This window comes from Leifsonia sp. McL0618, from assembly GCF_049994905.1.
GTDB lineage: Bacteria > Actinomycetota > Actinomycetes > Actinomycetales > Microbacteriaceae > Diaminobutyricibacter.
This window is the reverse complement of the sequence record NZ_CP188258.1, coordinates 1,978,394-2,000,839: the sequence shown is the minus strand read 5'-3', so window position 1 is coordinate 2,000,839 and position 22,446 is coordinate 1,978,394. Positions and strand designations below refer to the sequence as shown.

At 67.1% G+C, this 22,446-nt stretch carries 25 protein-coding genes and 2 tRNA genes; 13 read left to right on the top strand and 14 right to left on the bottom strand.

The genetic code is table 11. From position 1 onward, the window contains the following. Positions 1 to 31: 31 nt before the first annotated feature. Positions 32 to 460 carry a globin gene (locus ACPPVQ_RS09590; protein ID WP_426521209.1) on the top strand — a complete coding sequence of 143 codons (429 nt, stop codon included), beginning with the start codon at positions 32 to 34 and terminating at the stop codon, positions 458 to 460. A gap of 104 nt (positions 461 to 564) precedes the next feature. After that, complete coding sequence (locus ACPPVQ_RS09585) at positions 565 to 2,217, top strand: FAD-binding dehydrogenase (RefSeq protein WP_426520959.1); 1,653 nt, start codon at positions 565 to 567, stop codon at positions 2,215 to 2,217. A gap of 87 nt (positions 2,218 to 2,304) precedes the next feature. On the opposite strand, the gene ACPPVQ_RS09580 is transcribed toward ACPPVQ_RS09585, so the two are convergent. Beyond that, on the bottom strand, positions 2,305 to 3,003 hold the full coding sequence (locus ACPPVQ_RS09580) for a hypothetical protein (protein WP_426520957.1): 699 nt from the start codon (positions 3,001 to 3,003) through the stop codon (positions 2,305 to 2,307). A 40-nt stretch (positions 3,004 to 3,043) separates the two neighbouring features. Between ACPPVQ_RS09580 and ACPPVQ_RS09575 the strand changes: the two genes are divergently transcribed. Then, on the top strand, positions 3,044 to 3,916 hold the full coding sequence (locus ACPPVQ_RS09575; protein ID WP_426520955.1) for an acyl-CoA thioesterase: 873 nt from the start codon (positions 3,044 to 3,046) through the stop codon (positions 3,914 to 3,916). A gap of 66 nt (positions 3,917 to 3,982) precedes the next feature. Here the strand turns inward: ACPPVQ_RS09575 and ACPPVQ_RS09570 are convergent, their stop codons facing one another. Together ACPPVQ_RS09570 and ACPPVQ_RS09565 are read right to left on the bottom strand one after the other, a co-directional pair. Beyond that, positions 3,983 to 4,717: an anti-sigma factor family protein gene (locus ACPPVQ_RS09570; RefSeq protein WP_426520953.1), complete on the bottom strand. Its 735-nt coding sequence runs from the start codon at positions 4,715 to 4,717 to the stop codon at positions 3,983 to 3,985. Next, positions 4,714 to 5,223, bottom strand: coding sequence for a sigma-70 family RNA polymerase sigma factor (locus ACPPVQ_RS09565; RefSeq protein ID WP_426520951.1), 510 nt, complete (start codon positions 5,221 to 5,223; stop codon positions 4,714 to 4,716). The genes ACPPVQ_RS09570 and ACPPVQ_RS09565 overlap by 4 nt, the downstream gene beginning before the upstream one ends. A 124-nt stretch (positions 5,224 to 5,347) precedes the next feature. Between ACPPVQ_RS09565 and ACPPVQ_RS09560 the strand changes: the two genes are divergently transcribed. Then, positions 5,348 to 5,797 (top strand): ubiquinol-cytochrome c reductase iron-sulfur subunit, encoded by a 450-nt coding sequence (locus ACPPVQ_RS09560; RefSeq protein ID WP_426520949.1) that lies wholly within the window; start codon positions 5,348 to 5,350, stop codon positions 5,795 to 5,797. A 148-nt stretch (positions 5,798 to 5,945) separates the two neighbouring features. Here ACPPVQ_RS09560 and ACPPVQ_RS09555 read toward each other — a convergent pair whose 3' ends face one another. The 4 genes from ACPPVQ_RS09555 to ACPPVQ_RS09540 are packed head-to-tail and all read right to left on the bottom strand — an operon-like array spanning position 5,946 to position 9,311. Continuing rightward, positions 5,946 to 6,419 (bottom strand): acyl-CoA thioesterase, encoded by a 474-nt coding sequence (locus ACPPVQ_RS09555; protein ID WP_426520947.1) that lies wholly within the window; start codon positions 6,417 to 6,419, stop codon positions 5,946 to 5,948. Positions 6,420 to 6,445: 26 nt separating this feature from the next. Further along, positions 6,446 to 8,128 (bottom strand): energy-dependent translational throttle protein EttA, encoded by a 1,683-nt coding sequence (gene ettA / locus ACPPVQ_RS09550; protein WP_426520945.1) that lies wholly within the window; start codon positions 8,126 to 8,128, stop codon positions 6,446 to 6,448. Between the two features lie 37 nt (positions 8,129 to 8,165). Continuing rightward, positions 8,166 to 8,708, bottom strand: a complete 543-nt coding sequence (locus tag ACPPVQ_RS09545; protein ID WP_426520943.1) for a DUF6993 domain-containing protein — start codon at positions 8,706 to 8,708, stop codon at positions 8,166 to 8,168. A 24-nt stretch (positions 8,709 to 8,732) separates the two neighbouring features. Continuing rightward, positions 8,733 to 9,311, bottom strand: coding sequence for a single-stranded DNA-binding protein (locus tag ACPPVQ_RS09540; RefSeq protein ID WP_426520941.1), 579 nt, complete (start codon positions 9,309 to 9,311; stop codon positions 8,733 to 8,735). 175 nt (positions 9,312 to 9,486) lie between these two features. Between ACPPVQ_RS09540 and ACPPVQ_RS09535 the strand changes: the two genes are divergently transcribed. Both ACPPVQ_RS09535 and ACPPVQ_RS09530 read left to right on the top strand, forming a co-directional pair. Beyond that, positions 9,487 to 10,497, top strand: coding sequence for an aldo/keto reductase (locus ACPPVQ_RS09535; RefSeq protein ID WP_426520939.1), 1,011 nt, complete (start codon positions 9,487 to 9,489; stop codon positions 10,495 to 10,497). Between the two features lie 112 nt (positions 10,498 to 10,609). Then, entirely contained in the window at positions 10,610 to 11,302 is a 693-nt protein-coding gene (locus tag ACPPVQ_RS09530; RefSeq protein ID WP_426520937.1) for a hypothetical protein, read from the top strand. A gap of 67 nt (positions 11,303 to 11,369) precedes the next feature. Here ACPPVQ_RS09530 and nadE read toward each other — a convergent pair whose 3' ends face one another. Beyond that, positions 11,370 to 12,215: an ammonia-dependent NAD(+) synthetase gene (nadE, locus tag ACPPVQ_RS09525; protein WP_426520935.1), complete on the bottom strand. Its 846-nt coding sequence runs from the start codon at positions 12,213 to 12,215 to the stop codon at positions 11,370 to 11,372. A gap of 88 nt (positions 12,216 to 12,303) precedes the next feature. On the opposite strand from nadE, the gene ACPPVQ_RS09520 reads away from it, so the two are divergent. Next, a complete protein-coding gene (locus ACPPVQ_RS09520; protein ID WP_426520933.1) occupies positions 12,304 to 13,524 on the top strand; it encodes a cation:proton antiporter in 1,221 nt (406 codons plus the stop codon). Positions 13,525 to 13,527: 3 nt separating this feature from the next. On the opposite strand, the gene ACPPVQ_RS09515 is transcribed toward ACPPVQ_RS09520, so the two are convergent. Then, positions 13,528 to 14,382 (bottom strand): LysR substrate-binding domain-containing protein, encoded by an 855-nt coding sequence (locus ACPPVQ_RS09515; protein WP_426520931.1) that lies wholly within the window; start codon positions 14,380 to 14,382, stop codon positions 13,528 to 13,530. Between the two features lie 182 nt (positions 14,383 to 14,564). Here ACPPVQ_RS09515 and ACPPVQ_RS09510 point away from each other — a divergent pair, with 182 nt between their 5' ends. After that, complete coding sequence (locus ACPPVQ_RS09510; protein WP_426521207.1) at positions 14,565 to 15,869, top strand: MFS transporter; 1,305 nt, start codon at positions 14,565 to 14,567, stop codon at positions 15,867 to 15,869. A 115-nt stretch (positions 15,870 to 15,984) separates the two neighbouring features. On the opposite strand, the gene ACPPVQ_RS09505 is transcribed toward ACPPVQ_RS09510, so the two are convergent. Together ACPPVQ_RS09505 and ACPPVQ_RS09500 are read right to left on the bottom strand one after the other, a co-directional pair. Then, positions 15,985 to 16,057 (bottom strand) — tRNA-Arg (locus ACPPVQ_RS09505). A gap of 30 nt (positions 16,058 to 16,087) precedes the next feature. Further along, positions 16,088 to 16,348: a thioredoxin family protein gene (locus tag ACPPVQ_RS09500; protein WP_426520929.1), complete on the bottom strand. Its 261-nt coding sequence runs from the start codon at positions 16,346 to 16,348 to the stop codon at positions 16,088 to 16,090. Positions 16,349 to 16,609: 261 nt separating this feature from the next. Between ACPPVQ_RS09500 and ACPPVQ_RS09495 the strand changes: the two genes are divergently transcribed. From ACPPVQ_RS09495 to ACPPVQ_RS09485, 3 genes are all read left to right on the top strand, one after another. Next, on the top strand, positions 16,610 to 17,305 hold the full coding sequence (locus tag ACPPVQ_RS09495) for an SGNH/GDSL hydrolase family protein (protein ID WP_426520927.1): 696 nt from the start codon (positions 16,610 to 16,612) through the stop codon (positions 17,303 to 17,305). A gap of 9 nt (positions 17,306 to 17,314) precedes the next feature. Then, complete coding sequence (orn, locus tag ACPPVQ_RS09490; protein WP_426520925.1) at positions 17,315 to 17,935, top strand: oligoribonuclease; 621 nt, start codon at positions 17,315 to 17,317, stop codon at positions 17,933 to 17,935. Between the two features lie 52 nt (positions 17,936 to 17,987). Then, a tRNA-His gene (locus ACPPVQ_RS09485) sits at positions 17,988 to 18,063 on the top strand. A gap of 19 nt (positions 18,064 to 18,082) precedes the next feature. Here the strand turns inward: ACPPVQ_RS09485 and ACPPVQ_RS09480 are convergent. Then, positions 18,083 to 18,604, bottom strand: a complete 522-nt coding sequence (locus tag ACPPVQ_RS09480) for an AAA family ATPase (protein WP_426520923.1) — start codon at positions 18,602 to 18,604, stop codon at positions 18,083 to 18,085. 68 nt (positions 18,605 to 18,672) lie between these two features. On the opposite strand from ACPPVQ_RS09480, the gene ACPPVQ_RS09475 reads away from it, so the two are divergent. Together ACPPVQ_RS09475 and ACPPVQ_RS09470 are read left to right on the top strand one after the other, a co-directional pair. Then, complete coding sequence (locus ACPPVQ_RS09475; protein ID WP_426520921.1) at positions 18,673 to 20,535, top strand: DUF2207 domain-containing protein; 1,863 nt, start codon at positions 18,673 to 18,675, stop codon at positions 20,533 to 20,535. 44 nt (positions 20,536 to 20,579) lie between these two features. Next, on the top strand, positions 20,580 to 20,756 hold the full coding sequence (locus tag ACPPVQ_RS09470) for a hypothetical protein (protein ID WP_426520920.1): 177 nt from the start codon (positions 20,580 to 20,582) through the stop codon (positions 20,754 to 20,756). A gap of 16 nt (positions 20,757 to 20,772) precedes the next feature. On the opposite strand, the gene ACPPVQ_RS09465 is transcribed toward ACPPVQ_RS09470, so the two are convergent. Both ACPPVQ_RS09465 and ACPPVQ_RS09460 read right to left on the bottom strand, forming a co-directional pair. After that, a complete protein-coding gene (locus ACPPVQ_RS09465; protein ID WP_426520918.1) occupies positions 20,773 to 21,696 on the bottom strand; it encodes a hypothetical protein in 924 nt (307 codons plus the stop codon). Continuing rightward, on the bottom strand, positions 21,693 to 22,343 hold the full coding sequence (locus ACPPVQ_RS09460; protein WP_426520916.1) for a hypothetical protein: 651 nt from the start codon (positions 22,341 to 22,343) through the stop codon (positions 21,693 to 21,695). The genes ACPPVQ_RS09465 and ACPPVQ_RS09460 overlap by 4 nt, the downstream gene beginning before the upstream one ends. Between the last annotated feature and the right edge of the window lie 103 nt (positions 22,344 to 22,446).

The window sequence follows — 22,446 nt, the reverse complement described above, 5'->3', positions numbered from 1 at the left end:
CAGCGAGACCGCGTCGGCAGCTGCGGCACCCGTGGCGCCAAGCCCGGTCGTACTCCGGTCCAGTGAGAACGGCCCGGGCGTCGAGGGCACGTTCTACGACCTTGTCGGCGGCCACGAGACGTTCGACCGACTCGTCGCCGCCTTCTATCGCGGGGTCGCCGCCGACCCGGTGCTGAAGCCGATGTACCCCGAAGAAGACCTTGGCCCTGCTCAGGAACGCCTCAGGATGTTCCTCGAGCAGTACTGGGGCGGCCCCGGCACCTACAGCGAACAGCGCGGGCATCCGAGACTGCGGATGCGCCACATGCCGTTCAAGGTCAACCCGGATGCGCGGGACCGGTGGCTGACGCACATGCGCGAGGCCGTCGACTCGCTCGACCTTCCGCCACTGCAGCACGCGACGCTCTGGGACTACCTGGAGCGTGCGGCCCACGCGATGGTCAACACCTTCGAGGAGTAGCACCCCCGAAAGAAGGGGCACACGGCGTTGCTGCGGCCTGTGTCGGGCCGGAAGGGCTTCGCGATACTGCACAATGGGAGTCCAGTGCCGAAGGAGACACCCGAATGACCCAACCCGCCGAACCCCACGCCATCATCGTCGGAGCCGGACTCGCCGGCATGGTTGCAGCAGCCGAACTCGTCGAAGCCGGCAAACGCGTGACCATCCTCGAGCAGGAGCCGGCCGCATCCTTCGGCGGGCAGGCATGGTGGTCGTTCGGCGGTCTGTTCCTGGTCGATTCCCCCGAGCAACGCAGGCTCGGCGTTCACGACTCACTCGACCTCGCGCGCCAGGACTGGTTCGGCAGCGCAGGCTTCGACCGTGACGAAGACCACTGGCCGCGTCAGTGGGCCGAGGCCTACCTCGACTTCGCGGCGGGCGAGAAACGTGCCTGGCTGCACGAGAAGGGCGTGCGCTTCTTTCCGATCGTCGGCTGGGCCGAGCGAGGCGGGTACACCGCCGGCGGCCATGGCAACTCGGTGCCCCGCTTCCACATCACCTGGGGCACGGGCCCCGGGGTCCTTGCTCCGTTCATCCGTCGCGTACGCGAAGGGGTCGACTCGGGTCTTGTGACCATCCTTCACCGCCACCGGGTCGACGAACTGATCGTCGAAGGCGGCACCGTCGTCGGGGTGCGCGGTGCCGTTCTCGCGGACGATCCGGCTCTGCGCGGGGCACCGAGCAACCGCGACGCCGTCGGCGACTTCGAGCTGCGGGCACCGGCTGTCGCAGTCACGAGCGGCGGCATCGGCGGCAACCACGACCTCGTGCGCAAGAACTGGCCCGAGCGGCTCGGCACGCCGCCGGAGTTCATGCTCTCCGGCGTGCCGGCGCACGTCGACGGGCGGATGCTCGGCATCACCGAGGCGGCGGGCGGTCGCCTGATCAACGGCGACCGGATGTGGCACTATGTCGAAGGCGTCCAGAACTGGAACCCGGTGTGGGCGAGGCACGGCATCCGCATTCTCCCCGGGCCCTCCTCGCTCTGGCTGGACGCAGAAGGAAACCGGCTCCCCGCGCCGCTGTTCCCCGGGTTCGACACCCTGGGAACGCTCGAGCACCTGCGCACGACCGGCCACGACTACAGCTGGTTCGTGCTCACCGAGAAGATCCTCGAAAAAGAGTTCACGTTGTCGGGAAGCGAACAGAACCCCGACTTCACGAACAAGGACTACCGGCTGCTCGCCAAGCGCGTCGCGCCCGGCGCACCCGGCCCGGTCGAGGCGTTCAAGCAGAAAGGCGCCGACTTCATCGTCGCGCAGACGCTGCCAGAGCTGCTCGAGGGCATGCGGCGGCTCTCCGACACCGAACTCGACGTCGAGCGGGTCGAACGGCACATCCGTGAGCGCGACCGCGAGATGGACAACACCTTCACGAAGGATGCGCAGATCACCGCGATCCACGGTGCACGTACCTACCGCGGTGACAAGCTCATCAGGGTGGCGACGCCGCACAAACTGCTCGACCCGAAAGCCGGGCCGCTGATCGCCGTCAAGCTCCACGTTCTCACGCGCAAGAGTCTCGGCGGCATCGAGACCGACCTGAGCGGCCGGGTGCTCGGGGCAGACGGCCAGCCGATCGCGGGCCTCTACGCGGCAGGCGAGGCGAGCGGGTTCGGCGGGGGTGGAGTGCACGGCTACCGGGCGCTCGAGGGGACCTTCCTCGGCGGGTGTCTCTTCTCCGGGCGCCAGGTGGGGCGCGCGATCGCCCACGGCTGACGCGATCGAGTCGGCGCGAACTCCCCTGTCCGACGCAGACTCGGGTGAGTTACTGACGACTCGGCGCGAGCCCGGCTCCGGGACGGGCTAGGCTCGCAGCGTCCAGGCCTGGCGGCGGATGAGGATGTGGCCGCGGCGCGTCGTCAGCCGGGTCCACGGCCCGGTCTCGTGGATCGTGATCGGCTCCCCCTGAGCCAGGAAACCGAGGCTCTCGGCCGCGAAGGCGGCGCCCGCGGGAACATACTCGAGCCCGTCGATCGGCCGCCCCCACACTTCTGCGCGCACCCGCTGCACGAGCTGCTCGCCCGTGCCCGAAGGGATCGCCTCGGCGACCTCCGCGATGCCCACCTTCGCGGTGGGCTCCAGGATGTCGGCACTGGTCTCGCCGACGGCACGCCAGCCACCACGGGGCGGAGAGATGCCAGCCCACGTGACGGTGCTCACCTCGAGGGGCATACGCACCTCGACCGGCCCTGAGGGGGCATCCGGTACAGCGCCGGCAGCGCCGAGCGTCTCGGTGATGCGCGCAAGGCGGTCCAGAAGCGACCGCATGGGCACCACCGCATCGAAGGCGATGCCGGGCTGGATGGCGAACGTGCGCAAGCCCAGCACAGTCGGCGTCTGGTCGAGAAGACCGCGTGGATAGAGGATGGCCGTATAGACGGCGAGGACGCCAGAGCCGCCGATCAGGCGCACCGAACCGTCCTCAACACGACCGGCACGCGACAGGTACACCTGAAGATCGGACACCGCGAGGGAATCCACGAGAAAGAATGACTGGCTCACTGCTGTCTAAACTACCAAGGGACACCGATACGGAGGCACCATGACAGAGCCCCTCGCTTCATTCCTCACCGCGCTCGACCTGACCGACACCGGTGCACGAACAAGCGAGGACATCTTCACGGGTCCGTCACAGTGGATGCCGCTCGGTCGCGTCTTCGGCGGCCAGGTGCTCGCGCAGTCCCTCATCGCAGCGATGCGCACGGTTCCGGATGAGCGGGTCGTGCACTCGATGCACGGCTATTTCCTGCGACCCGGCGACGTCAACCTCCCCATCACGTTCTCCGTCGACCGCATCCACGACGGCCGCTCGTTCGCCACACGGCGCACCCAGGCCTACCAGGACGGACTGCCCATCCTGTCGATGATTGCGTCGTTCCAGGACGAAGACGAGGGACTCGACCACCAGACCGACATGCCCGACGACCTGCCGGAACCCGAGTCGCTGCCGAACTCTGCGGCCTCGCTCGCCCACATCGACCATCCGGTCGCCCAGTACTGGGCCAGCGACCGGCCTTTCGACATGCGCCATGTGCCGAGCCCCGTCTACCTCACCGTCGAAGGTGAGCATGTCGCGCACCAGGCGGTCTGGATCAAATCGGTCGGACCGCTCCCCGACGACCCCGACCTGCACCGTGCGGCCCTCGCCTACGCCAGCGACTACACGATCATGGAATCGGCGATGCGCCGTCACGGCATCGCGTGGTCCACCCCTGGCCTGAAAGCGGCGAGCCTCGACCACGCAATGTGGTGGCACCGGTTCGGCCGGGTCGACGAATGGCTGCTGTACGTGCAGGAGTCACCGAGCGCGACCGGTGGACGCGGGCTCTCGCTCGGCCGCATCTACAGCCGCGACGGACGACTGCTCGCGAGCGTCGCCCAAGAAGGCATGATCCGGGTTCCCGGGCGGTCCTGACCGACTGGCGAGGTGCGGGCCCTGTGCCAGAGGAAGCCGAATCGTAGGCCGGGGTCCGCACCTCAGTCATTCAAAGGTGGTCTTGAGGAGCACCTCACCGGTTGCCGCTCGGATGTCGATGGACGCGATGTCTGCCACCGGAACGCTCGTCGTCGCCGTCGGAGACACCGTCGTGCCGGCGGACGCCGTCCAGCTCGAGACCTGCGTCGACGCGCCCGCCCGGTCGGTAACCACCATCGTGTACTTCCAGGGTCCTGTCTCGCTGGACCCCTCCCATTCCGCGTATGTGCAGTGCGTCTCGATGCGCGTGCCCCACGGCTCCGAGACGAGCCGCACATCCGCGCTCAACGGATTGGGCTCCACCTGCGACAGAGTGACGTGGGTTCCGACAGCCTGAGAGTGGCTCGGGGTGAGCAGGCCGGGCCCGACGACGGCGGTGACGAACGCCAGCACCGCCGCGGCCGCGAGAACGGACCCCGCCGTCCACCAGCGCACGCGGGCGCGGTGGCGGCGAGCGGCGTGCACGAGCCGGGGAAGGGCATCCGGTGCAGTGCCCACCCGCTCGTCTCCCTCGCCCGCCACAGCGGCCGCGGGTAATGCCGCCGTGGCAGGAACCAGGGACAACGCCTGCTCGTCCGGAACACGTGCCAGCAGGCCCGGAAGTCCCGCAAGCTCGTTCACCGAAGCGGTGCACGCGTCACACGACGCGAGGTGGGACTCATAGGCGCGCCGATCAGCCGGGGACAGCGCACCGAGAACGTACGCGCCATCCCAGGTCGCGAAATCGTCGTGGCTGGTCATCTCTCGGTCACCCCCCTCTCCTGAAGAGCGAGCCTCAAGGCTCGCAAACCGTAATGGATGCGCGACTTCACTGTTCCCTCAGGAATGTCCAGTTCTCGCGCGATCTCAGCGATCGAACGGCCGCCGTAGTAGGCGTGCACGATGACCGCGCGGTGCTCCAGCGAAAGCTCGGCCAGGGCATCCGTCACCAGCCACGACTCGAGGAGAGCATCCGCTTCGTTGCCGGTGCTCGTCTCCGGAAGCGTGTCCGTACCGATCTCGTGCGTTGCATGCGCGCTGCGCCGGTCGTCGATCACGAGATTGCGGGCCACTGTGAACAGCCAGGCCCGCGCCGACGACTGCGACTGGTCGAGGATGGCCGGCCGTCTCCACGCGCGCAGCAAGGTCTCCTGCACCACGTCATCCGCCATCGCACGATCGCCGGTCAGGTGAACGACATAGCGCCACAATGCCTGCGCGTGCTGATCGTGCAGCTCGCGCAGGAGTCGCGCGTCATCCTGCGGCATGAACACCTCCACCAATGACACGCACTGCAGGGCCGGAAAGTTCATCACCCATCGTGAACCGTTCACACACACGTCTCGTGCATAACCGTAAGAGCTAAACTACGCCGCAACGAATGGAGCACGCATGAACGAACCCACGCCGCTCACACGCCGATCCGTGATCACGATCGGTGGGGCCGGTCTACTCGGGGTCGGGGCGCTCGCCCTCGCCGCCTGCACGCCCCTCGGCGCGGGTTCCGGAACGGGAGGCGCGGCCGACGGCGGATCGGGCTCCGCTGGCGCGTCTCCCGTAACCCTCAAGCTTTCCGACATTCCGGTTGGAGGCGGGACTTCGGCGTCGATGGGATCGAATCCGATCGTCGTCGCGCAACCGACAGCGGGCAAGGTGGTCGCGTTCAGCGCGATCTGCACGCACGCGGGCTGCACGGTGGCGCCCGCCGGCAAAGAGTTCGACTGCCCGTGCCATGGGTCGCGCTATGACGCTTCGACGGGCGCGGTCATCCAGGGTCCGGCACCCTCGCCCCTGACGAAGCTCACCGCCACGGTATCCGGGAACACCGTCACCGTCTCCTGACCCGACCCGCGTTGACGGGCTCACCGGGCTCACCTCTGCGCGAGTTGACACTCGTTGTCGCCGCACATCGCTGTCGGGCGACAACTACCGTCAACTCGAGCCCATGGGTGGGACGAGGGGGGCGAGGGGTGTGGGAGGACGGGGGAGGTCAGCCGCGTTTTGCGAACTGGACGGGGTCCTGGAGGTAGGGGGTCCAGGCGTCGCGTTCGCGGTCGTTGATACGGCGGGGACGCTGGGTTGCGGCATCCACCAGCACGATCGTCGTCGCGGCGCGCGAGTACAGGGTGTGGGGTTCCATGCCCTGGGGCGACCACACCTCGTAGCAGACTTCGAGGCTCGCACCGCCGAGACGGCCCAGCCACAGCTGCACGTCGAGCGGTTGACGCAGATACGGAATCTGGGCCAGGTATTCGATCTCCTGACGCGCGATCAACGTCAGTGTGTCGGCGCCCGGGCGCCCGTCGAGCACGGCCGTCGTGCCACCGACCGCCTCAGCGTGGTCGCTTACCCAGAACGCCTGGATGCGCGCCTCCTCGAGGAGACGCAGCATCGCGGCGTTGTTGACGTGCCCGTAGGCGTCGAGGTCGCTCCAGCGGAGCCCGATCGGGACGTGCAGTTTCATGGTCGGCAGCCCTCGGCGGTCGCTGGTCAGTCGCGAGTGAGCTTGCGGTAAGCAGAACGGTGCGGCTTGGCCGCATCGGGGCCGAGGCGCTCGACCTTGTTCTCTTCATAAGCCTCGAAGTTGCCTTCGAACCAGTACCAGTTGGCCGGGTCGTCGTCGGTGCCCTCATACGCCAGGATGTGCGTTGCGATGCGGTCGAGGAACCACCGGTCGTGGGTGATGACCACCGCGCAGCCGGGGAACTCGAGGAGCGCGTTCTCGAGGCTCGACAGGGTTTCGACGTCGAGGTCGTTGGTCGGCTCGTCGAGGAGCAGCAGGTTGCCGCCCTGTTTGAGCGTGAGTGCGAGGTTCAGACGGTTGCGCTCACCGCCGGAAAGCACGCCGGCGCGCTTCTGCTGGTCGGGTCCCTTGAAGCCGAACGTCGAAACGTATGCGCGGCTCGGAACCTCGGTCTTGCCGACCTGGATGTAGTCGAGACCGTCCGAGACGACCTCCCACAGCGTCTTGTTCGGGTCGATGCCGCCACGGCTCTGGTCGACATAGGAGATCTGCACGGTCTCGCCGACCTTGAGGTCTCCGCCGTCGAGCGGCTCCAGGCCGACGATGGTCTTGAACAGCGTGGTCTTTCCCACACCGTTCGGACCGATCACCCCGACGATGCCGTTGCGCGGCAGCGTGAAGGTGAGTCCGTCGATGAGTTGACGGTCGCCGAAGCCCTTTTCGAGGTCCTTCGCGTCGAGCACAATCTGGCCGAGGCGGGGGCCCGGTGGAATCTGGATCTCTTCGAAGTCGAGCTTCCTGGTGCGCTCCGCTTCGGACGCCATCTCTTCGTAGCGGGCGAGTCGCGCCTTCGACTTTGCCTGTCGGCCCTTCGCGTTGCTCCGCACCCAGTCGAGTTCGTCGGAGAGGCGCTTGGCGAGCTTCGCGTCTTTCTTGCCCTGGACGGCGAGACGTTCGCGCTTCTTCTCGAGGTAGGTCGAGTAGTTGCCTTCGTACGGGTAGAGGTGGCCGCGGTCGACTTCGGCGATCCACTCGGCGACGTGGTCGAGGAAGTACCGGTCGTGGGTCACGGCGAGAACGGCACCGTGGTACTTGGCGAGGTGCTGTTCGAGCCAGAGGACGCTTTCGGCGTCGAGGTGGTTGGTGGGCTCGTCGAGCAGCAGGAGGTCCGGCTTCTGGAGGAGCAGCTTGCAGAGCGCGACACGACGCTTCTCACCACCGGACAGGGTGTTGACCGGCCAGTCGCCGGGCGGGCAGCGGAGCGCGTCCATCGCCTGCTCGAGCTGCGAGTCGAGGTCCCACGCGTCGGCGGCGTCGATCTGCTCCTGGAGCGTGCCCATTTCGGCGAGCAGGGTGTCGAAGTCGGCGTCGGGGTCGGCGAGCGCGTTCGAGATCTCGTTGAAGCGGTCGACCTTGGCTTTGATCTCGCCGACGCCTTCCTGCACGTTTTCGAGGACGGTCTTGGTCTCGTCGAGCACAGGCTCCTGCATCAGGATGCCGACGGTGTAGCCGGGCGTCAGCTTGGCATCACCGTTGCTCGGGGTGTCGAGCCCCGCCATGATCTTGAGGATGGTCGACTTTCCGGCGCCGTTCGGGCCGACGACGCCGATCTTCGCCCCGGGCAGGAACGCCATGGTCACGTCGTCGAGAATCAGCTTGTCGCCCACCGCTTTGCGGGCGCGCACCATCGAGTAAATGTATTCGGCCATACGAAAGAGTCTAATTGGGCTGGGCGACCCGAGCTGCTTACCAGTCGATGGGGCGCGTGTCTCCGACGAGGCAGTTGCCGGTCGCGAGGAGTGGGGTCACTTCGCTCTGGTAGCCGCCGCTGCTCTGGCCGTTCTGGCCGACCAGGCAGCCTCCGTTGAGACGGACCGAGAACTGGATCGAATTCGCCTTCAGCCCGATGGTCGTCGTGTCGACGGTCAGCTGCATGTCGGCCTTGTGAAAACCGGCCGCGACGAGCGCGTCGATGAAGTCCCGCCCGACGGCGGCTGGATTCTTTGCCAGCACCGCGCGATTCACGTGGTCGAAGAAGGCCTTGTTGTCTGCTGCGCTGCCGGTCGGATCGAGCGTCAGCACCGTCGGCGACGGGGTCGACGACGACGGTGCTGAGGGCGAAGACGAAGACGCGGTCGGCGAGCTCGTCGGCGGCACGGCCGGAGGAGAGACGCATGCGGCGAGCGCCGAGGCGACGAGCCCAAGACCCGCAATGCCGACGATCGAGCGGCCACGGAAGCTTTGTCGAGGTACGTCACGTCTCCCCGGCATGGCGGCTCCCTGATGCATCGGCCCACATCCTTTTTCGAGAGTCTAGGGTGCGCTCTCTGTCTCATCGGTCTGACCTTCGGCGGCGTCGAGCGGAAGCTCAGAGGTGAGCTCGCCGGCTGCCCCGACCTCGTCATCCGACAGCACTTCAGTAGATGCCGTGAGAAGCCCGCCCGCCGGTGCCGGTTTGTCGGCGTCATCCCACGCCGTCGAAGAGGAGCCGTCCGCCGGCTCGGCTGCGACCTGGCCTTCTTGCGGACCTGACCGTTTCAGGGTGCGGGAGTAGGTCGCCGTGCCCCAGGTGAGGTCGTGACCCACAGCATCCGCATCGATCTCCACGACCGTCCCGCTCCGGTCGCCGCTCTCCCAGTCCCTCACGGACAACCGGCCCGAGACGACGATGCGGTCGCCCTTCGCGACGCACGCTGCGATGTTGATCGCCAGCTGCCGGAACGCGGTCACCGTGAACCAGTTGGTCTCGCCGTTCTCCCACGACTGGGTGGACCGGTTGAACTTGCGCTGGGATGCCGCCAGCCGGAAGCTCGTGATGGGCAGCCCCTCGCTCGTCACGATGTGGTTCGGAACAGTGGCCACCAGGCCGCGGGTGGACAGGGAATCATTCATCGGATGCCTCCTCGAGTTCGTAACGCCTGAATCGGCGCCTGAGTTCGAGTCTCGACGGCGGCAATGGCGGAGAGGCATCCAGACCGTCAACCGGTGGATAACTCCGACATCAGCCAACCTGTGGAGGACTGGCCGCCCTTTCATCCGGTCTCCGGCATTCTCCTACGATGAAGACATGACATACGCCCCCGCTGCGGACCGCTACGACTCGATGACCTACAACCGCACCGGACGGAGCGGCCTGAGACTGCCGGAACTCTCCCTCGGCCTCTGGCACAATTTCGGCCACGAGCGTCCGATCGACACCCAGCGCGCGATCGTGCGCCGCGCGTTCGACCTCGGCATCACCCACTTCGACCTGGCGAACAACTACGGGCCTCCCGCGGGAAGCGCTGAGGCCAACTTCGGCCGCATCTTCAACGAAGACCTGCGCCCGTTCCGCGACGAGATCATCGTCTCGTCCAAGGCCGGGTATTACATGTGGCCCGGTCCGTACGGCGAGTGGGGATCGCGCAAGAACCTCCTGTCGTCGCTCGATCAGAGCCTCGGCCGCCTGGGCCTCGACTACGTCGACATCTTCTATTCGCACCGCCCAGACCCCGACACCCCGATCGCAGAGACGATGGGCGCTCTGGCGACCGCGGTGCAGCAGGGCAAGGCCCTCTATGTCGGAGTCTCCAACTACGACCCCGAGCAGACCCGCGCCGCGGCTGCAGCGCTGGCCGAGCACAAGGTGCCCCTGCTCATCCACCAGCCTCGTTACTCCATGTTCGATCGTCACATCGAGAACGGACTCTTTCCCGTACTCGACGAACTCGGCGTCGGCAGCATCGTGTACTCCCCGCTCGCGCAAGGGATGCTGACCGACCGCTACCTCGACGGGCACGTTCCGAGCGACTCCCGGGCCGCCACCAGCATCTTCCTGTCGGAGAAGCAGCTGAGTCCGGCCTACCTGGAACTCGCCAGGGCACTCAACGACATCGCGGCGGGCCGCGGGCAGACACTCGCGCAGCTCGCTCTCACCTGGGTCCTCCGTCACCCGCAGGTGACGAGTGCACTCATCGGGGCTTCGAGCGTCGCCCAGCTCGAACAGAACGTCGCCGCGCTGGACGCGCCTCCACTCACGTCCGACGAGCTCGCAGCGATCGATCCCCTCGCCGTCGACGGCACCGAGCACTTCGCCTGACCCGGCTGACGGTCGGACGGTTGGACGGAAGGACGGACAGGCGGACAGGCCAGTCTGCGACACTGCGGGCGCGCATCCAAGCGATCCGGACCCGCGCAGGTACCATCCGAACATGCAGTGGTGGAATGACTTCGTAGACTGGCTTCTTTCGTCCGGCGCACAGCCGGCGATCTTCAACGCGGTTGTGCTCGCGGTCGCCGTGATCATCTCCGGGTTGCTGGCAGCCTGGATCGCCAGAGGTGCGATCAAGGGCCTGCTCTCCCGCACGGACCGCCAGCAGAAGGCGTCGGCCATCGCGGCCCTCGTCGATGCGGCGACCGAAGCATCCGTATGGAACTCCCTGACCCCCGGCGAACAGGTCCTCTCCGACCGCGCGGTCGGCCAGGCCGACATCATGGTGCGCCTCCTGCCCATCAAGGGCTCAGGCATCGCGGCCAACTGGGCCGGCCACCAGCTCGCCGAGCTCAAGCGCAGCTCAGCGACGTTCGGCTACCAGCTCGACCCGGCCGTCGCCGAGTTCCGCGATCGGCTCATCGAGTGGCAGAACAACCCGTCGCGCGCACGTCGCATCTTCCAGGGCGACCTCGAGCGCTGGCGGTTCGAGAACTCGGACACCGAGCGTGCGTTGCTCGCGCAGCAGGATGCGTGGGTCGCCCAGCAGCACCACGAACAGCACGCGGGCGCGCCGGCCGAGAAGGTGCCGGAGCCAGCATTCCGCGCCGAGCCGGCCGCGGCGTCCGCACCCGGCGTTGCCGAGGAGAGCACGGACACCGCACCGACCCAGCGCTACACGCCGGTCGGCTAAGGGTTCATCACGAGGGCGGGGCCGGTGGTCGATTCCACCGGCCCCGCCCTCGTCTGTACCGTCGGCTCTACTTCGAGTAGCCGCCGCGCTCGTGCCACCACTCGTCGAACATGCTCACCGGAACGCGACGCTTGTGTTCGGTCGCGAGATAGCGGTTCTCGATGGCCGAAGCGACCTCGTCGGTCACGTCCTTGCCTTCGAGGAAGTCATCGATGTCCGCGTAGCTGAGGCCGAGATTGTCCTCGTCGGTCTGGCCCGGTGTGTGGTCGAGCAGGTCAGCGGTCGGGGCCTTGAGGTAGAGGCGCGACGGAGCATCCAGAAACTCGAGAAGCGCCCGACCCTGACGTTTGGTGAGTCCGGTGAGTGGGAGGACGTCTGTTCCGCCGTCGCCGTACTTGGTGAAGAAACCGGTGACCGCCTCGGCAGCGTGGTCCGTGCCGACGACGAGGAGGCGGCGCTGCCCGGCGATGGCGTACTGCGCAATCATGCGGGCGCGGGCCTTCGCGTTGCCTTTGGTGAAGTCCGACATGGTCTCGCCGCCCATCGCATCCGGATACTCGGCCTCGAAGCCATCGACACCGCGCTGGATGTTGAACGTGACCGACCGGCGCGGCTGGATGAAGCTCAGCGCGAGCTGCGCATCCTCCTCGTCGCGCTGCACGGAGTATGGGAGCCGCACCGCGATGAACTCGGCCTCGATCCCCTCCTGAGCGAGCCGCTCGACGGCGAGCTGGCTGAGCCGCCCGGCGAGCGACGAATCCTGTCCGCCGCTGATACCGAGGACGAAACCGGATGCGCCGGTCGCCTTCACATAGTCCACGAGGAAGCCGACCCTCTTCTCGACCTGATCTGCAGGATCGATTGCGGGGCTGACGTTGAGTTCTTCGATGATGAGAGCCTGGAGGTCACGCATAGCAGCAGGGTAGTACGGGCCTGTTTCGGCTGTGTGAACACGCCGCCCGACGTAGACGCGCCACCGGGGCGGCAATAGCATCCGTGTCATGATCGACTCACTGAACGCGCTGATCATCGTGCCGTTGCTCGCAGCCGCGGCACCTCTGCTGGCGAGCTGGATCGGCAGGGTCGCGAAGATACCGCTGGTCGTCTTCGAGATCGTCCTGGGGCTCATCGTCGGTCCGAGTGTTCTCGGCTGGGTGCCACACAGCCAGTTCGTGGATGCGCTGGCCAATTTCGGCCTCGCCTTCCTCTTCTTCATGGCCGGCAACGAGATCGACTTCGCCGCGATCAAGGGTCGCCCGCTGAACCGGGCGGGGCTCGGCTGGCTCATCTCGCTCGCTGCGGGCGTCATCCTCGGGATTCTGCTCGCGCCGACCGTCGCGGCCGGGGTGTTCGTCGGGGTAGCGCTGTGCTCGACGGCTCTGGGCACCCTCATGCCCGTGCTGCGTGACGCGGGCGAGCTGTCCACGCCGTTCGGCCGCGCGGTGACGGCGGTCGGCGCGGCGGGCGAGTTCGGGCCGCTCATTGCCATCTCACTTTTCCTGAGCGGCCGGCGACCTGGCGTTGCAACGCTGGTGCTCATCGGGTTCGCCGTCGTCGCCGCGCTCGCGATCTTCCTGGCATCCCGCGGCACCCATGCACGGTTCCACCGCCTCGTGACGGCGACCCTTCACACCAGTGGCCAGTTCGCTGTGCGTTTTGTCGTCCTCGTGATCGTCGCCCTCCTCGGGCTCAGCATCGCGCTCGGACTCGACATGCTGCTCGGTGCGTTCACGGCCGGTGTCATCTGCCGGATCCTGCTGAAGGGAGCAAGCGAGGCGGATGCGAAAGTCATCGAAGGCAAGCTCGAAGCGGTCGCCTTCGGCTTCTTCGTGCCGATCTTCTTCATCAACACGGGGATCACGTTCAATCTGAAGGCCCTGGTCACCGACCCTCATGCGCTCCTGCTGCTGCCGATCTTCCTCGTGCTCTTCCTGATCGTGCGAGGCATCCCGGGGACCTTCGCGCTTCCCGTCGGGTCGACGTGGGCGGACCGGCGTGCGATGGTTCTGTTCAGCGCCACCGCGCTGCCGATCATCGTCGCGGTCACGAACATCGGCCTGAAGGAAGGCGATCTCAAGCCGGGCACCGCCACGGCGCTGGTGGGGGCCGGGATGCTCTCCGTCCTGGTGTTCCCGCTCGTCGCGCTCGGACAGCGCAGACGCTCCTCCGACGGCGGGATCCTTCCCCCGGACTCGGACGTCGACGTTCCGACCGAAGCCTGAGCTTCAGGGTGTCCGCGTCAGCGTGCGCCCGATGATGGCCGCCGTCAGCGCATCCACGGGTTCCCTCGGCGCCAGCGGGTTCGACAGCAGGGTGAAGTCGACGTGTCCGAGTTCCGGCAGGCCGAAACGGTTCGTCACCTTGACGAGGTCGGACGGGATGAGCGTCTGCGGGAACACCGCGACCCCGATGCCCGCGCGAACCGCCGCGAGCACGCCGTTGACCTCGCGGGTGTTGCAGGTGATCCGCCAGGTGCGGCCGGCCGCCTCGAGTGCATCGATCGCGATCTGGCGGCTGATGCTCGGACCCTGGTAGGCGATCAGCGGCAGCGGCTGGTCCGGGTCGATCAGGGTCTTCTCCTGGCCGACCCACACCAGGGCATCCGTCGCGACCACGGTTCCGTCGGTCGTGCCGGGGTTCTGCTTGATGAAGATGAGGTCGAGGTGCCCCGACTTCAGCTTGCGGTGCAGTGGCCCTGACTGGTCGACCGTCAGCTCGAGATTGATCTGAGGATGCTGCTGGCGGAAGTGCCGCAGGATGCGCGGCAGCTGCGTGATCGCAAGGTCGTCGGCCGCCCCGAAACGCAGGCGACCACGCATCGCCGAACCGCTGAAGTAGCTGGTGGCCTCGGCGTGGGCAGCGAGGATGGCGCGCGCGAAGCCGGCCATCGCATCCCCGTTGTCGGTGAGGCGCACTTCGCGGGTGTCGCGGGCGACCAGCTGCCGTTTCGCCGCCTGCTCGAGGCGGCGCACCTGCTGGCTCACGGTGGGCTGGCTGATGCCCAGACGGGCGGCCGCCCGGGTGAAGCTGCGTGTCTCGGCGACCGCGAGGAAGGTCTGCAGGAGGACGGGATCGAACATGGGAGCATCCATTCGATAATCCAATAGGAGTTATAGGTTCAATTTAGCCGGAGAATGCTCGCCCGGGGCGTAGCGTCGAAGAGTCACCGCGACACCACTCATACGAAACCGCATCCGACACTCGACTCGCAGGAACGACAGTGACACCGCCTCACACCGCAGCAGCCCCGCCTACCGGCCCCATGCCCGTCCTGAGTGCACGTCCGCCCTGGCGTGAGACGCTCATCTCACTGAAGGTGCCGAACTACCGCAAGTTCGCGGGGTCGAACCTCGTGGCCAACACCGCCGTGTGGATGCAGCGCATCGCAATGGACTGGCTCGTACTGCAGCTGTCCGGAAGTGTCGCCGCCGTCGGCGTCACCGTGGCAATGCAGTTCACCCCCATGCTCCTGTTCGGACTCTGGGGAGGCGTCATCGCCGACCGTTACCCGAAGCAGCGCCTGCTCATCTGCAGCCAGTCGGCCGCGGCGGTTCTCGCCGCCATCCTCGCGGCCCTGACACTCACCGGATCGATTCAGGTCTGGCACGTGTATGTGATCTCATTCGTGCTCGGCCTGGTCACGGTCATCGACAACCCGGCGCGGCAGGTCTTCGTCAACGAACTCGTCGGGCCGCACTACCTGCGCAACGCGATCAGCCTGAACTCGTCGATCTTCCAGCTCGGCGGCCTGATCGGCCCGGCCGTCGGCGGCATTCTGATCACCGCCGTCGGCGCCGGCTGGTCGTTCGCCATCAACAGCGTGGCCTGCCTCACGGTCGTCGCGGCGCTGCTCTCGCTCAACCGATCCCAGCTGCACGCCGCTCCCGCAGCGCCACGGGGTAAAGGCCAACTCGCCGAAGGCATCCGCTACGTGCGCAGCAAGCCGGTGATCTTCTGGACCGTCATCATGGTGGCGGTGCTCGCCGTCTTCGCGTTCAACATGCCGGTGTTCCTCGCGGCGTATGCGAACAACGTGTTCGATGTCGGCGCCAAAGGCTATGGGTTCTTCAATGCCCTTGTAGCCGCGGGTGCGCTCACCGGTGCGATCGCATCGACCCGCCGCACGAGCATCCGGCTGTCCATGGTCGTGGGGACGGCTGTCGGCCTCGGCGTCGTGCAGGCGATCGCCGGGCTGGCGCCCAACGAGATCAGCTTCAGCGTGCTCCTCGTCGGGATGGGGGTCGCCAACCTCCTCTTCATCACCGGTGCGAACTCGCTCGTGCAGATGTCGTCGAACGTGCAGATCCGCGGTCGGGTGATCTCGCTGTACATCCTCGTGCTGCTCGGCGGGCAGGCGATCGGCGGCCCGCTCATGGGATGGGTGGTCGAGCAGTTCGGGCCGCACATCGCTATGGCGATCTCCGGACTCGTGCCGGCGGTGGCGGCCGTGGTCATCGCGGCACTGATCGCGCGGAGTGCGCAGCTGCGGCTGCGGTTCAGCCTGCGCGGGGTGCGGCCGCAGGTCACCATCGTCACGCGCGCGGGCAAGACCGTCGAACACCTGTGAGGGGCTGCTCCACCGCGATTGGTTGCCAATAGTTCGCGGCCTGATCGCAGGGAACCGTGGATTTGTGGCAACCGATCGCATCGGCACGCCACTGGCAACCACTCGCAGCAAACGGTGCCCCCGGCAGGAATCGAACCTGCGACCAAGAGATTAGAAGGCTCCTGCTCTATCCGCTGAGCTACGGGGGCGCTCAACCGCCTCAACGATACCGGATGGGGTCAGATCGCTTTCGCGGCCGCCACCAGAACCTGCTGCAGTGTCGGCACCCCTTCCGCCCGGAACACCTCGACCCCGTCGGCGTTGTTCACGATCACGGTCGGCGTGAGACGGATACCGTCGGCCTCCGCCGAATCGATGTAACGGGCGACGTCGCGCTCGGTGACCCGCGCTTCCGGCACGAGGCGTTCCACCTCGGCGAGCACCGCTCTCGTCTGCATGCACGGCTCGCAGAAGGCCGACGTGTAGAGCCTGAGTTCCATCGAATCCTCCCGGCATGTGACGCGCAGGCAAACCCTCGGTGTCGCGCTTCCTCTGTTCAGTGTACGGCGGGCGAATAACGGGAGACGAGTGCACGGCGGATGCCCCGTGCGACCCCGTGCGCGCCCGTGCGCCACGAGAATTTGTTGCGTGAGCGGAGCCGCGTGGACCAGATACGTCGCCCTGGGTGATTCGATCACCGAGGGGTTCTGCGACCCTGCGCCTGCGAGGATGGGCCCGGCCCCAGGCGTCGAGTGGCTGGGGTGGGCAGACCGTCTCGCTGTGATCCTGGACGGGCACGCACGGCTGGGCCGGACATCCTTCGAGTTCGCGAACCTCGCGGTGCGGGGCGGCGGATCTCGCACGTCGTCGACGACCAGATCCCGCGCGCGATCGCCCTGCACGCCGACCTCGTGTCGGTGATGGTCGGCGGCAACGACCTGATGAGTCCGAAGGCCGATCCGGATGCGCTGGCCAGGCAACTCGAGGATGGCATCCGACACCTGCGGGAGGCCGGCGCGAGCGTCTTGCTCGCGAACTGTTTCGACCCGCAGTTCGCGTTCTTCCTGAAGCCGTTCCGCGGTCGCGCGGCGGTTTTCAACGCGGACATCTGGAGCATCGCCCGCGCGAACGGTGCGAGCGTGCTCGATGTATGGGGCATCCGCGAGTTCCAGCAGACCTCGATGTGGGCGGCCGACCGCGTGCACCTGAGCACGCTGGGGCACCGCCTCCTCGCAGCGCGCGCCGCTCATGTGCTCGGCATTCCGTACGCCGAGATCGCTGCGCGCTCGGCACCTGCACCGGATGCCCAGGGCTCGCAGCCCGACACGCTTCCGTTCCGCACCTGGATGCGCGTCTACGCCATCCCGTGGGCCGGCCGGCGACTGAGGGGTGTCTCGGCAGGCGACGGGTTGAGCCCCAAACTGCCTGTCCCGGCCCGCGTCGGAGCCCCACAGTAGACTTTCGGCATGCCTACTTCCTCGGATCGACTGGTCTGGATCGACTGCGAAATGACCGGACTCGACCTCGACGTCGATGAGCTGGTCGAGATCGCCGTGGTGATCACCGACTTCGACCTGAACGTTCTCGACCCCGGCCTCAGCCTCGTGATCAAGCCGGATGCGTCGGCCCTCGAGAACATGAGCGATTTCGTTCGCGAGATGCACACGACCTCGGGCCTGATCGAGGAGATCCCGAACGGCATGAGCCTCGCCGAAGCCGAGTACGAGGTACTCGAATACGTGCTGAAGTTCGCACCGGGCGCCCGCACCGCCCCTCTCGCCGGCAACACGATCGGCACCGACCGCTCGTTCATCGCCAAGTTCATGCCCCGGCTCGACAACCACCTGCACTACCGCAACGTCGACGTCTCGTCGATCAAAGAGCTGGCGCGACGCTGGTTCCCCCGCGTGTACTTCAACGCCCCCGCAAAGAATGGCGGCCACCGCGCGCTGGCCGACATTCTCGAGTCGATCCGCGAGCTCGACTACTACCGTTCGGCGGCTTTCGTCGGTGAGCCCGGACCCACCACCGAGGCGACGCAGGCCGTCGCTGCGAGCGTGGTGGAAAAATGGGCGCCGCGGATGTAATAGAATCTCCTAGTTGCCTTGCTCGACACAGCAGTGTCAGTCAGGTCGCATGGTGGGTATAGCTCAGCTGGTAGAGCGCCTGGTTGTGGTCCAGGAGGTCGCGGGTTCAAGCCCCGTTACTCACCCCAATTGTTCGGTGAGCCCCAATCACCAGCCAAGGCGTGCCCGTATTGAGGCCGCGACCTCCGCGGCGCTGCGGTTCGTCGTGTCGAAGACTTCGTCATCGCACTCCGCCTCGTCGAGGATGTGCTCGAGTTGGACGGCGCGGTCCAGGTGCCAGTCGATGGCCTCAGGGTCGCCTGCGTGCCGTTGCAGCAGCCGCGCCTTCACGACGTCCGGATCAACGACTAAGCGTGCCACGAACATCCGCTCGCTCTGCACGGCCGCCCGGTATCTGGCGAGTTCTGAACGAACCTCCACGACACCGGCGAGAATGATCCGTTCAGCTCCGGCCTCACGATAGTTGGCCACGAGGACGGCGAGGTTTCTCAGCTCGAGCTCATGGTTGAACGGATCGCCTGCGGGTGCCGGCCAGGACCGACGGATGTCGTCCAGGTCGATGATCGCGTTGTGAACGCCAGACTGACTGACCTGCTTGCTCAGCGCATCCGCCGTTGTCGTCTTACCCGCGCCCACCGTTCCGTTGAGAAAAACGCATTCGAATATCATCGCGGGCCAGCGTAGCCCGGTGTCCGGTGGTTCACCGGAATCCGGATGATGCGCGCTACTCTCAAGCAGTGCCCAGCCACCGCCTCCGCTCGTTCCTTCTCGCTGCGTTCACTGCGTCCGGTCTTGCCATCGGTCTCTTCGCGAGCGCCGTCTCGCCCGCCGCTGCGGCCGGGAACGATCACGGCACACTGCGCGCCGACACCTCCGACTTCACGTTCGACTCGTTCACGGCCGACTACACCCTCGGCCGTACCGCGGACAAGGTGTCCACGTTGCGCACGGTCGAGACGCTCGTCGCCGAATTCCCGCAGGCCGACCAGAACCATGGCATCGTCCGGGCCATCCCGCTCACCGACCAGAACACGAACCTCGACGTCTCGATCGTTTCGGTGACCGATGCGACCGGGGCGAGCATCCCGTTCGAGCGCTCTGACCAGAACGGCTTCGCCCAGGTGCGCATCGGCTCTCCCGACACGTTCGTGCACGGCAAGCAGACGTACGTCATCACCTACACGCAGCGGAACGTGGTGCGGTACTTCGCCGACACCGGTGACGACGAGTTCTACTGGGATGTCAACGGCACCGGATGGAACCAGCCGTTCGGTGACGTCACGGCCCACCTGCACCTCGACAGTTCGCTCTCGCAGGCGCTGACCGGCAGCGCCGCCTGCTATGTCGGCGCTCTGGGAAGCACCGACCGCTGCACGATCAGCTCAGCTCCCGCGGCCGGCGGCGGGTCGGTCATCACGGCCGGCCACACGAATATCGGCCCTCAGCAGAACATCACGATGGCGGTCGGTTTCACGGCGGGAACGTTCGCGACACCGCCGGACCCCCGTGCTGCATTCCCGTTCGCCGTGCTCCCCTGGATTCTGCTCGGCCTCGCCGTCGCCATCCTGATCTCGGTCGCTGTCGCCCGGCTGTTCGTCTGGCGCACGCCGAAAGGCCGGGGCATCATCATCCCGGAGTACGCTCCGCCTCCCGGCGTATTCCCGGCGCTGGCAGCCCAGTTCCTGAGACGCGGCGAGCGGGCCATCCCCGCGCAACTGATCGGGTTCGCCGTGAACAGGGTCGCGGCCCTCATCGACCATTCCGACGCATCCGTCGACAAGCAGTTCGGGCTGCGCCTGCTGGTGCCGTCCGCAACCGTCGCCGACCCCGACGAGCGCGCCATCCTGACCCGCATCTTCGTCAACGACGAACCCGGAACGGAAGTGCTGCTCGACCCTGACAACCACGCCCTGGGCGACCGGATGGCCTTCCTCGACGCCGAACTGGCTCGCGTCGTCGATGCGCGCGGCCTTCGCGGCCGGGCGAAAAGCCGCCTTCCGCGCATCCTCGGCTCCGGAATCGTGCTCGTCCTGGTCGTCTGGCTCCTGCTCATCTGGTGGGCCACCTCGCAGAACGGCACCACAGACATCCTGTCGTGGGGCCTGTGGGCGGTCGTCATCATCGCCGCGCTCGTCTTCTGGCTGGCGCGCGTGCCCGACCTGCTGACCGCGTACGGGGTGGAGGTGCGGGATCACCTGCTCGGGCTGCGCGAATACCTCACGCTGGCCGAGGCCGAGCGTTTCCGCGTGCTCCAGAGCCCCACCGGCGCAGAGCGGGTCGACGTGACCGATGGCTCGGCCGTCGTCAAGCTCAACGAAAAGCTGCTGCCGTACGCGATCGTCTGGGGAGTCGAAAAGGAGTGGATGCGCGAACTCGCCCACTCGTACGCGGCCACCAACACAGAACCGGAGTGGACGGTGGGACCGATGAACGCGAACGTGCTGGCCCTGCAGATCGTCGCTTTCAGTTCGATCTACGAAGGTGCGCCCTTCGCGGTCACCCCACCGCCGTCGTCGGGCACCGGAAGTTCGTTCGGCGGATCGGGCGGGGGCGGGTTCTCCGGCGGCGGAGGAGGCGGCGGGGGCGGCGGCGGCTGGTGAATTCGGCGTGGCCGTCGCAGGGTCGGGCGGAGTACCGTTCAGCTATGGATGTGACGATCGCGCAACTGGAAGGCGGACCGTTCGACGGGCGCACCTGGGATGTCACGGAATACGCGCTGCAGGCTGAGCTCGTCGACGAGAACGGACGTACAGCGACCTATCTGGAGACGGCCAGGCGCACCGCAACGGGACTGGTGATCTGGACCGTCGACGTCGACTGACGGCGGCCCACGGCCGTCACGGCGCCAGGTTGCGGAACTGGAACTGTAGTCGCGTCGAACTGTCGACCGGCAGCACCAGGGTCGTGTCGTGCGGGTTCCACGTGTTCGGCACCAGGAACATGTGGTCCCCGCCGACGATCAGAAGACGCAGCCCTGTGTAGCGGAACCGGAACTTCTGGCTGTCCGAGGGCGGCAGCGCGATCTCGGTGACGCGTGACTCGGCGGGGAGATACAGCCGGTCCTGGGTGTCGACGATCACACTCGGCAGCGTGTCGAGCCGGCGCGCCTGCTGCTGTGCCAGCCCAAGACCCGACCATTGGGCGATCGTCGCCGTCGCCCAGAACACGCACGCGGCCGTCGCCACCCACAGCAGGACGACCACTCCGACCCGCGGTCCCGGCCCCGTCCGGTCGCGCCGCGCGACGAACCGCAGGGTCGCCAGGCTGTATGCGGTGACCGCACCTCCGATCGCCAGGACGAGTGGGGTCACCAGCGGGTAGTACGGCCAGCCGGAAAGCAGGGGGTAGGCGAAGAGCAGGATGAGTCCAGCACCCAGGACGATCAGGCCGACCAGCAGGGCGCGCCGCATCGCTCCCACGAAGCCGGGGCGGTGGGAACGCCGGCGAATGATCGCGTGCGCGCCGACGAGCGCTGCTCCCAGCAACGCGAGAACCAGGAGCGGCACCAGCAGGGGCTGGGGGCTCCGCGCGACATAGTTCTGCGTGGTCAGGCCGATCAGGTCGACGTCGATGCCGAAGTAGTCGTACTGGGCGCGCGACGAGACATAGCCGAAATAGAAGAGAAGAGCACCGAGCAGCGTCGCGGGGGCGATGACGCTCCCGAGCACGTTCACCCAGCGCTCGACCTGTGGTGCAGCGGGCGGGCCGCTCTCATCGGCCTCCTTCGCGGGTTCGGCCTCATTCGCGGACTCGGCCGTCACGCGGCGGCCCCGCGGGGGTCGGCCGGTGCGCTGCCCGCGCCCTGGTTGGTCGGCGGCGGGTCGAGTGGGATGCTCAGGCTCTGCTCGTTCGCGACGGCCGCGAGAAAGGAAGCGCAGCCGGGTGTCTGCCCGTCGACACACGTCACGTCACCGGCGATGCTGACCGCAGGCTCGGTTCCCGTCGAGTCCTGTGACCCTGTCGGTGCGATAGCGAGATCACAGGCCTGGTGGCCGGCGTCGAACACGAAGCCGATGCACGCTGGATGGTCCCCCGCGCAGCCCTGGTCGGCGAGCCCATAGACGTCTGTGCTGAAGGTCGCTCCGGTGATCGAGATCTGCACGTCCGGCGGAATCTTCGCCGCATCCTGCTGCACGATCCAGTTGATCGTCACGCACGTGTCTGCGAAGGTCGACTGATCCTGCGTTGTGTTGCCGCCGATCGGGAGCTGTGCGAGCTCGACCGAAACCCCGTGCGCCTGGGTGTCCGGTGAGGGGGCCGCCGTCCCCGTGCTCGGAGCGGAGGTGTTCACACCACCCGGGTTGACCTCAGGAGCGGCTTTGCCCACGCATCCGGCCAGGCTCGCAACGCACACGATGACCGCGAGGACGACGCTGAATGCGCTCCCCCGATATCCCCTAGCATCCATGACAGCCTCCGACTGGAGGGGTGGCGACGAGCCGCGCAGCCCGCCACCGGTGACCTGAGTATCCCGCAACCGGCAGCGGGCGGCAACCGCAGGCGGCGGCGTG

Excerpts from the sequence above, each read along its gene's own strand:
- ACPPVQ_RS09585 (WP_426520959.1), top strand. The coding sequence starts at position 565 with ATGACCCAACCCGCCGAACCCCACGCCATCATCGTCGGAGCCGGACTC.
- ACPPVQ_RS09560 (WP_426520949.1), top strand. The coding sequence starts at position 5,348 with ATGAACGAACCCACGCCGCTCACACGCCGATCCGTGATCACGATCGGT.
- ACPPVQ_RS09570 (WP_426520953.1), bottom strand. The coding sequence starts at position 4,717 with ATGACCAGCCACGACGATTTCGCGACCTGGGATGGCGCGTACGTTCTC.
- ACPPVQ_RS09515 (WP_426520931.1), bottom strand. The coding sequence starts at position 14,382 with ATGTTCGATCCCGTCCTCCTGCAGACCTTCCTCGCGGTCGCCGAGACA.
- ACPPVQ_RS09545 (WP_426520943.1), bottom strand. The coding sequence starts at position 8,708 with ATGCATCAGGGAGCCGCCATGCCGGGGAGACGTGACGTACCTCGACAA.
- orn (WP_426520925.1), top strand. The coding sequence starts at position 17,315 with ATGCCTACTTCCTCGGATCGACTGGTCTGGATCGACTGCGAAATGACC.
- ACPPVQ_RS09555 (WP_426520947.1), bottom strand. The coding sequence starts at position 6,419 with ATGAAACTGCACGTCCCGATCGGGCTCCGCTGGAGCGACCTCGACGCC.
- nadE (WP_426520935.1), bottom strand. The coding sequence starts at position 12,215 with ATGCGTGACCTCCAGGCTCTCATCATCGAAGAACTCAACGTCAGCCCC.
- ettA (WP_426520945.1), bottom strand. The coding sequence starts at position 8,128 with ATGGCCGAATACATTTACTCGATGGTGCGCGCCCGCAAAGCGGTGGGC.
- ACPPVQ_RS09480 (WP_426520923.1), bottom strand. The coding sequence starts at position 18,604 with ATGATATTCGAATGCGTTTTTCTCAACGGAACGGTGGGCGCGGGTAAG.
- ACPPVQ_RS09470 (WP_426520920.1), top strand. The coding sequence starts at position 20,580 with ATGGATGTGACGATCGCGCAACTGGAAGGCGGACCGTTCGACGGGCGC.
- ACPPVQ_RS09460 (WP_426520916.1), bottom strand. The coding sequence starts at position 22,343 with ATGGATGCTAGGGGATATCGGGGGAGCGCATTCAGCGTCGTCCTCGCG.
- ACPPVQ_RS09575 (WP_426520955.1), top strand. The coding sequence starts at position 3,044 with ATGACAGAGCCCCTCGCTTCATTCCTCACCGCGCTCGACCTGACCGAC.
- ACPPVQ_RS09520 (WP_426520933.1), top strand. The coding sequence starts at position 12,304 with ATGATCGACTCACTGAACGCGCTGATCATCGTGCCGTTGCTCGCAGCC.
- ACPPVQ_RS09565 (WP_426520951.1), bottom strand. The coding sequence starts at position 5,223 with ATGCCGCAGGATGACGCGCGACTCCTGCGCGAGCTGCACGATCAGCAC.
- ACPPVQ_RS09530 (WP_426520937.1), top strand. The coding sequence starts at position 10,610 with ATGCAGTGGTGGAATGACTTCGTAGACTGGCTTCTTTCGTCCGGCGCA.
- ACPPVQ_RS09535 (WP_426520939.1), top strand. The coding sequence starts at position 9,487 with ATGACATACGCCCCCGCTGCGGACCGCTACGACTCGATGACCTACAAC.
- ACPPVQ_RS09510 (WP_426521207.1), top strand. The coding sequence starts at position 14,565 with ATGCCCGTCCTGAGTGCACGTCCGCCCTGGCGTGAGACGCTCATCTCA.
- ACPPVQ_RS09540 (WP_426520941.1), bottom strand. The coding sequence starts at position 9,311 with ATGAATGATTCCCTGTCCACCCGCGGCCTGGTGGCCACTGTTCCGAAC.
- ACPPVQ_RS09500 (WP_426520929.1), bottom strand. The coding sequence starts at position 16,348 with ATGGAACTCAGGCTCTACACGTCGGCCTTCTGCGAGCCGTGCATGCAG.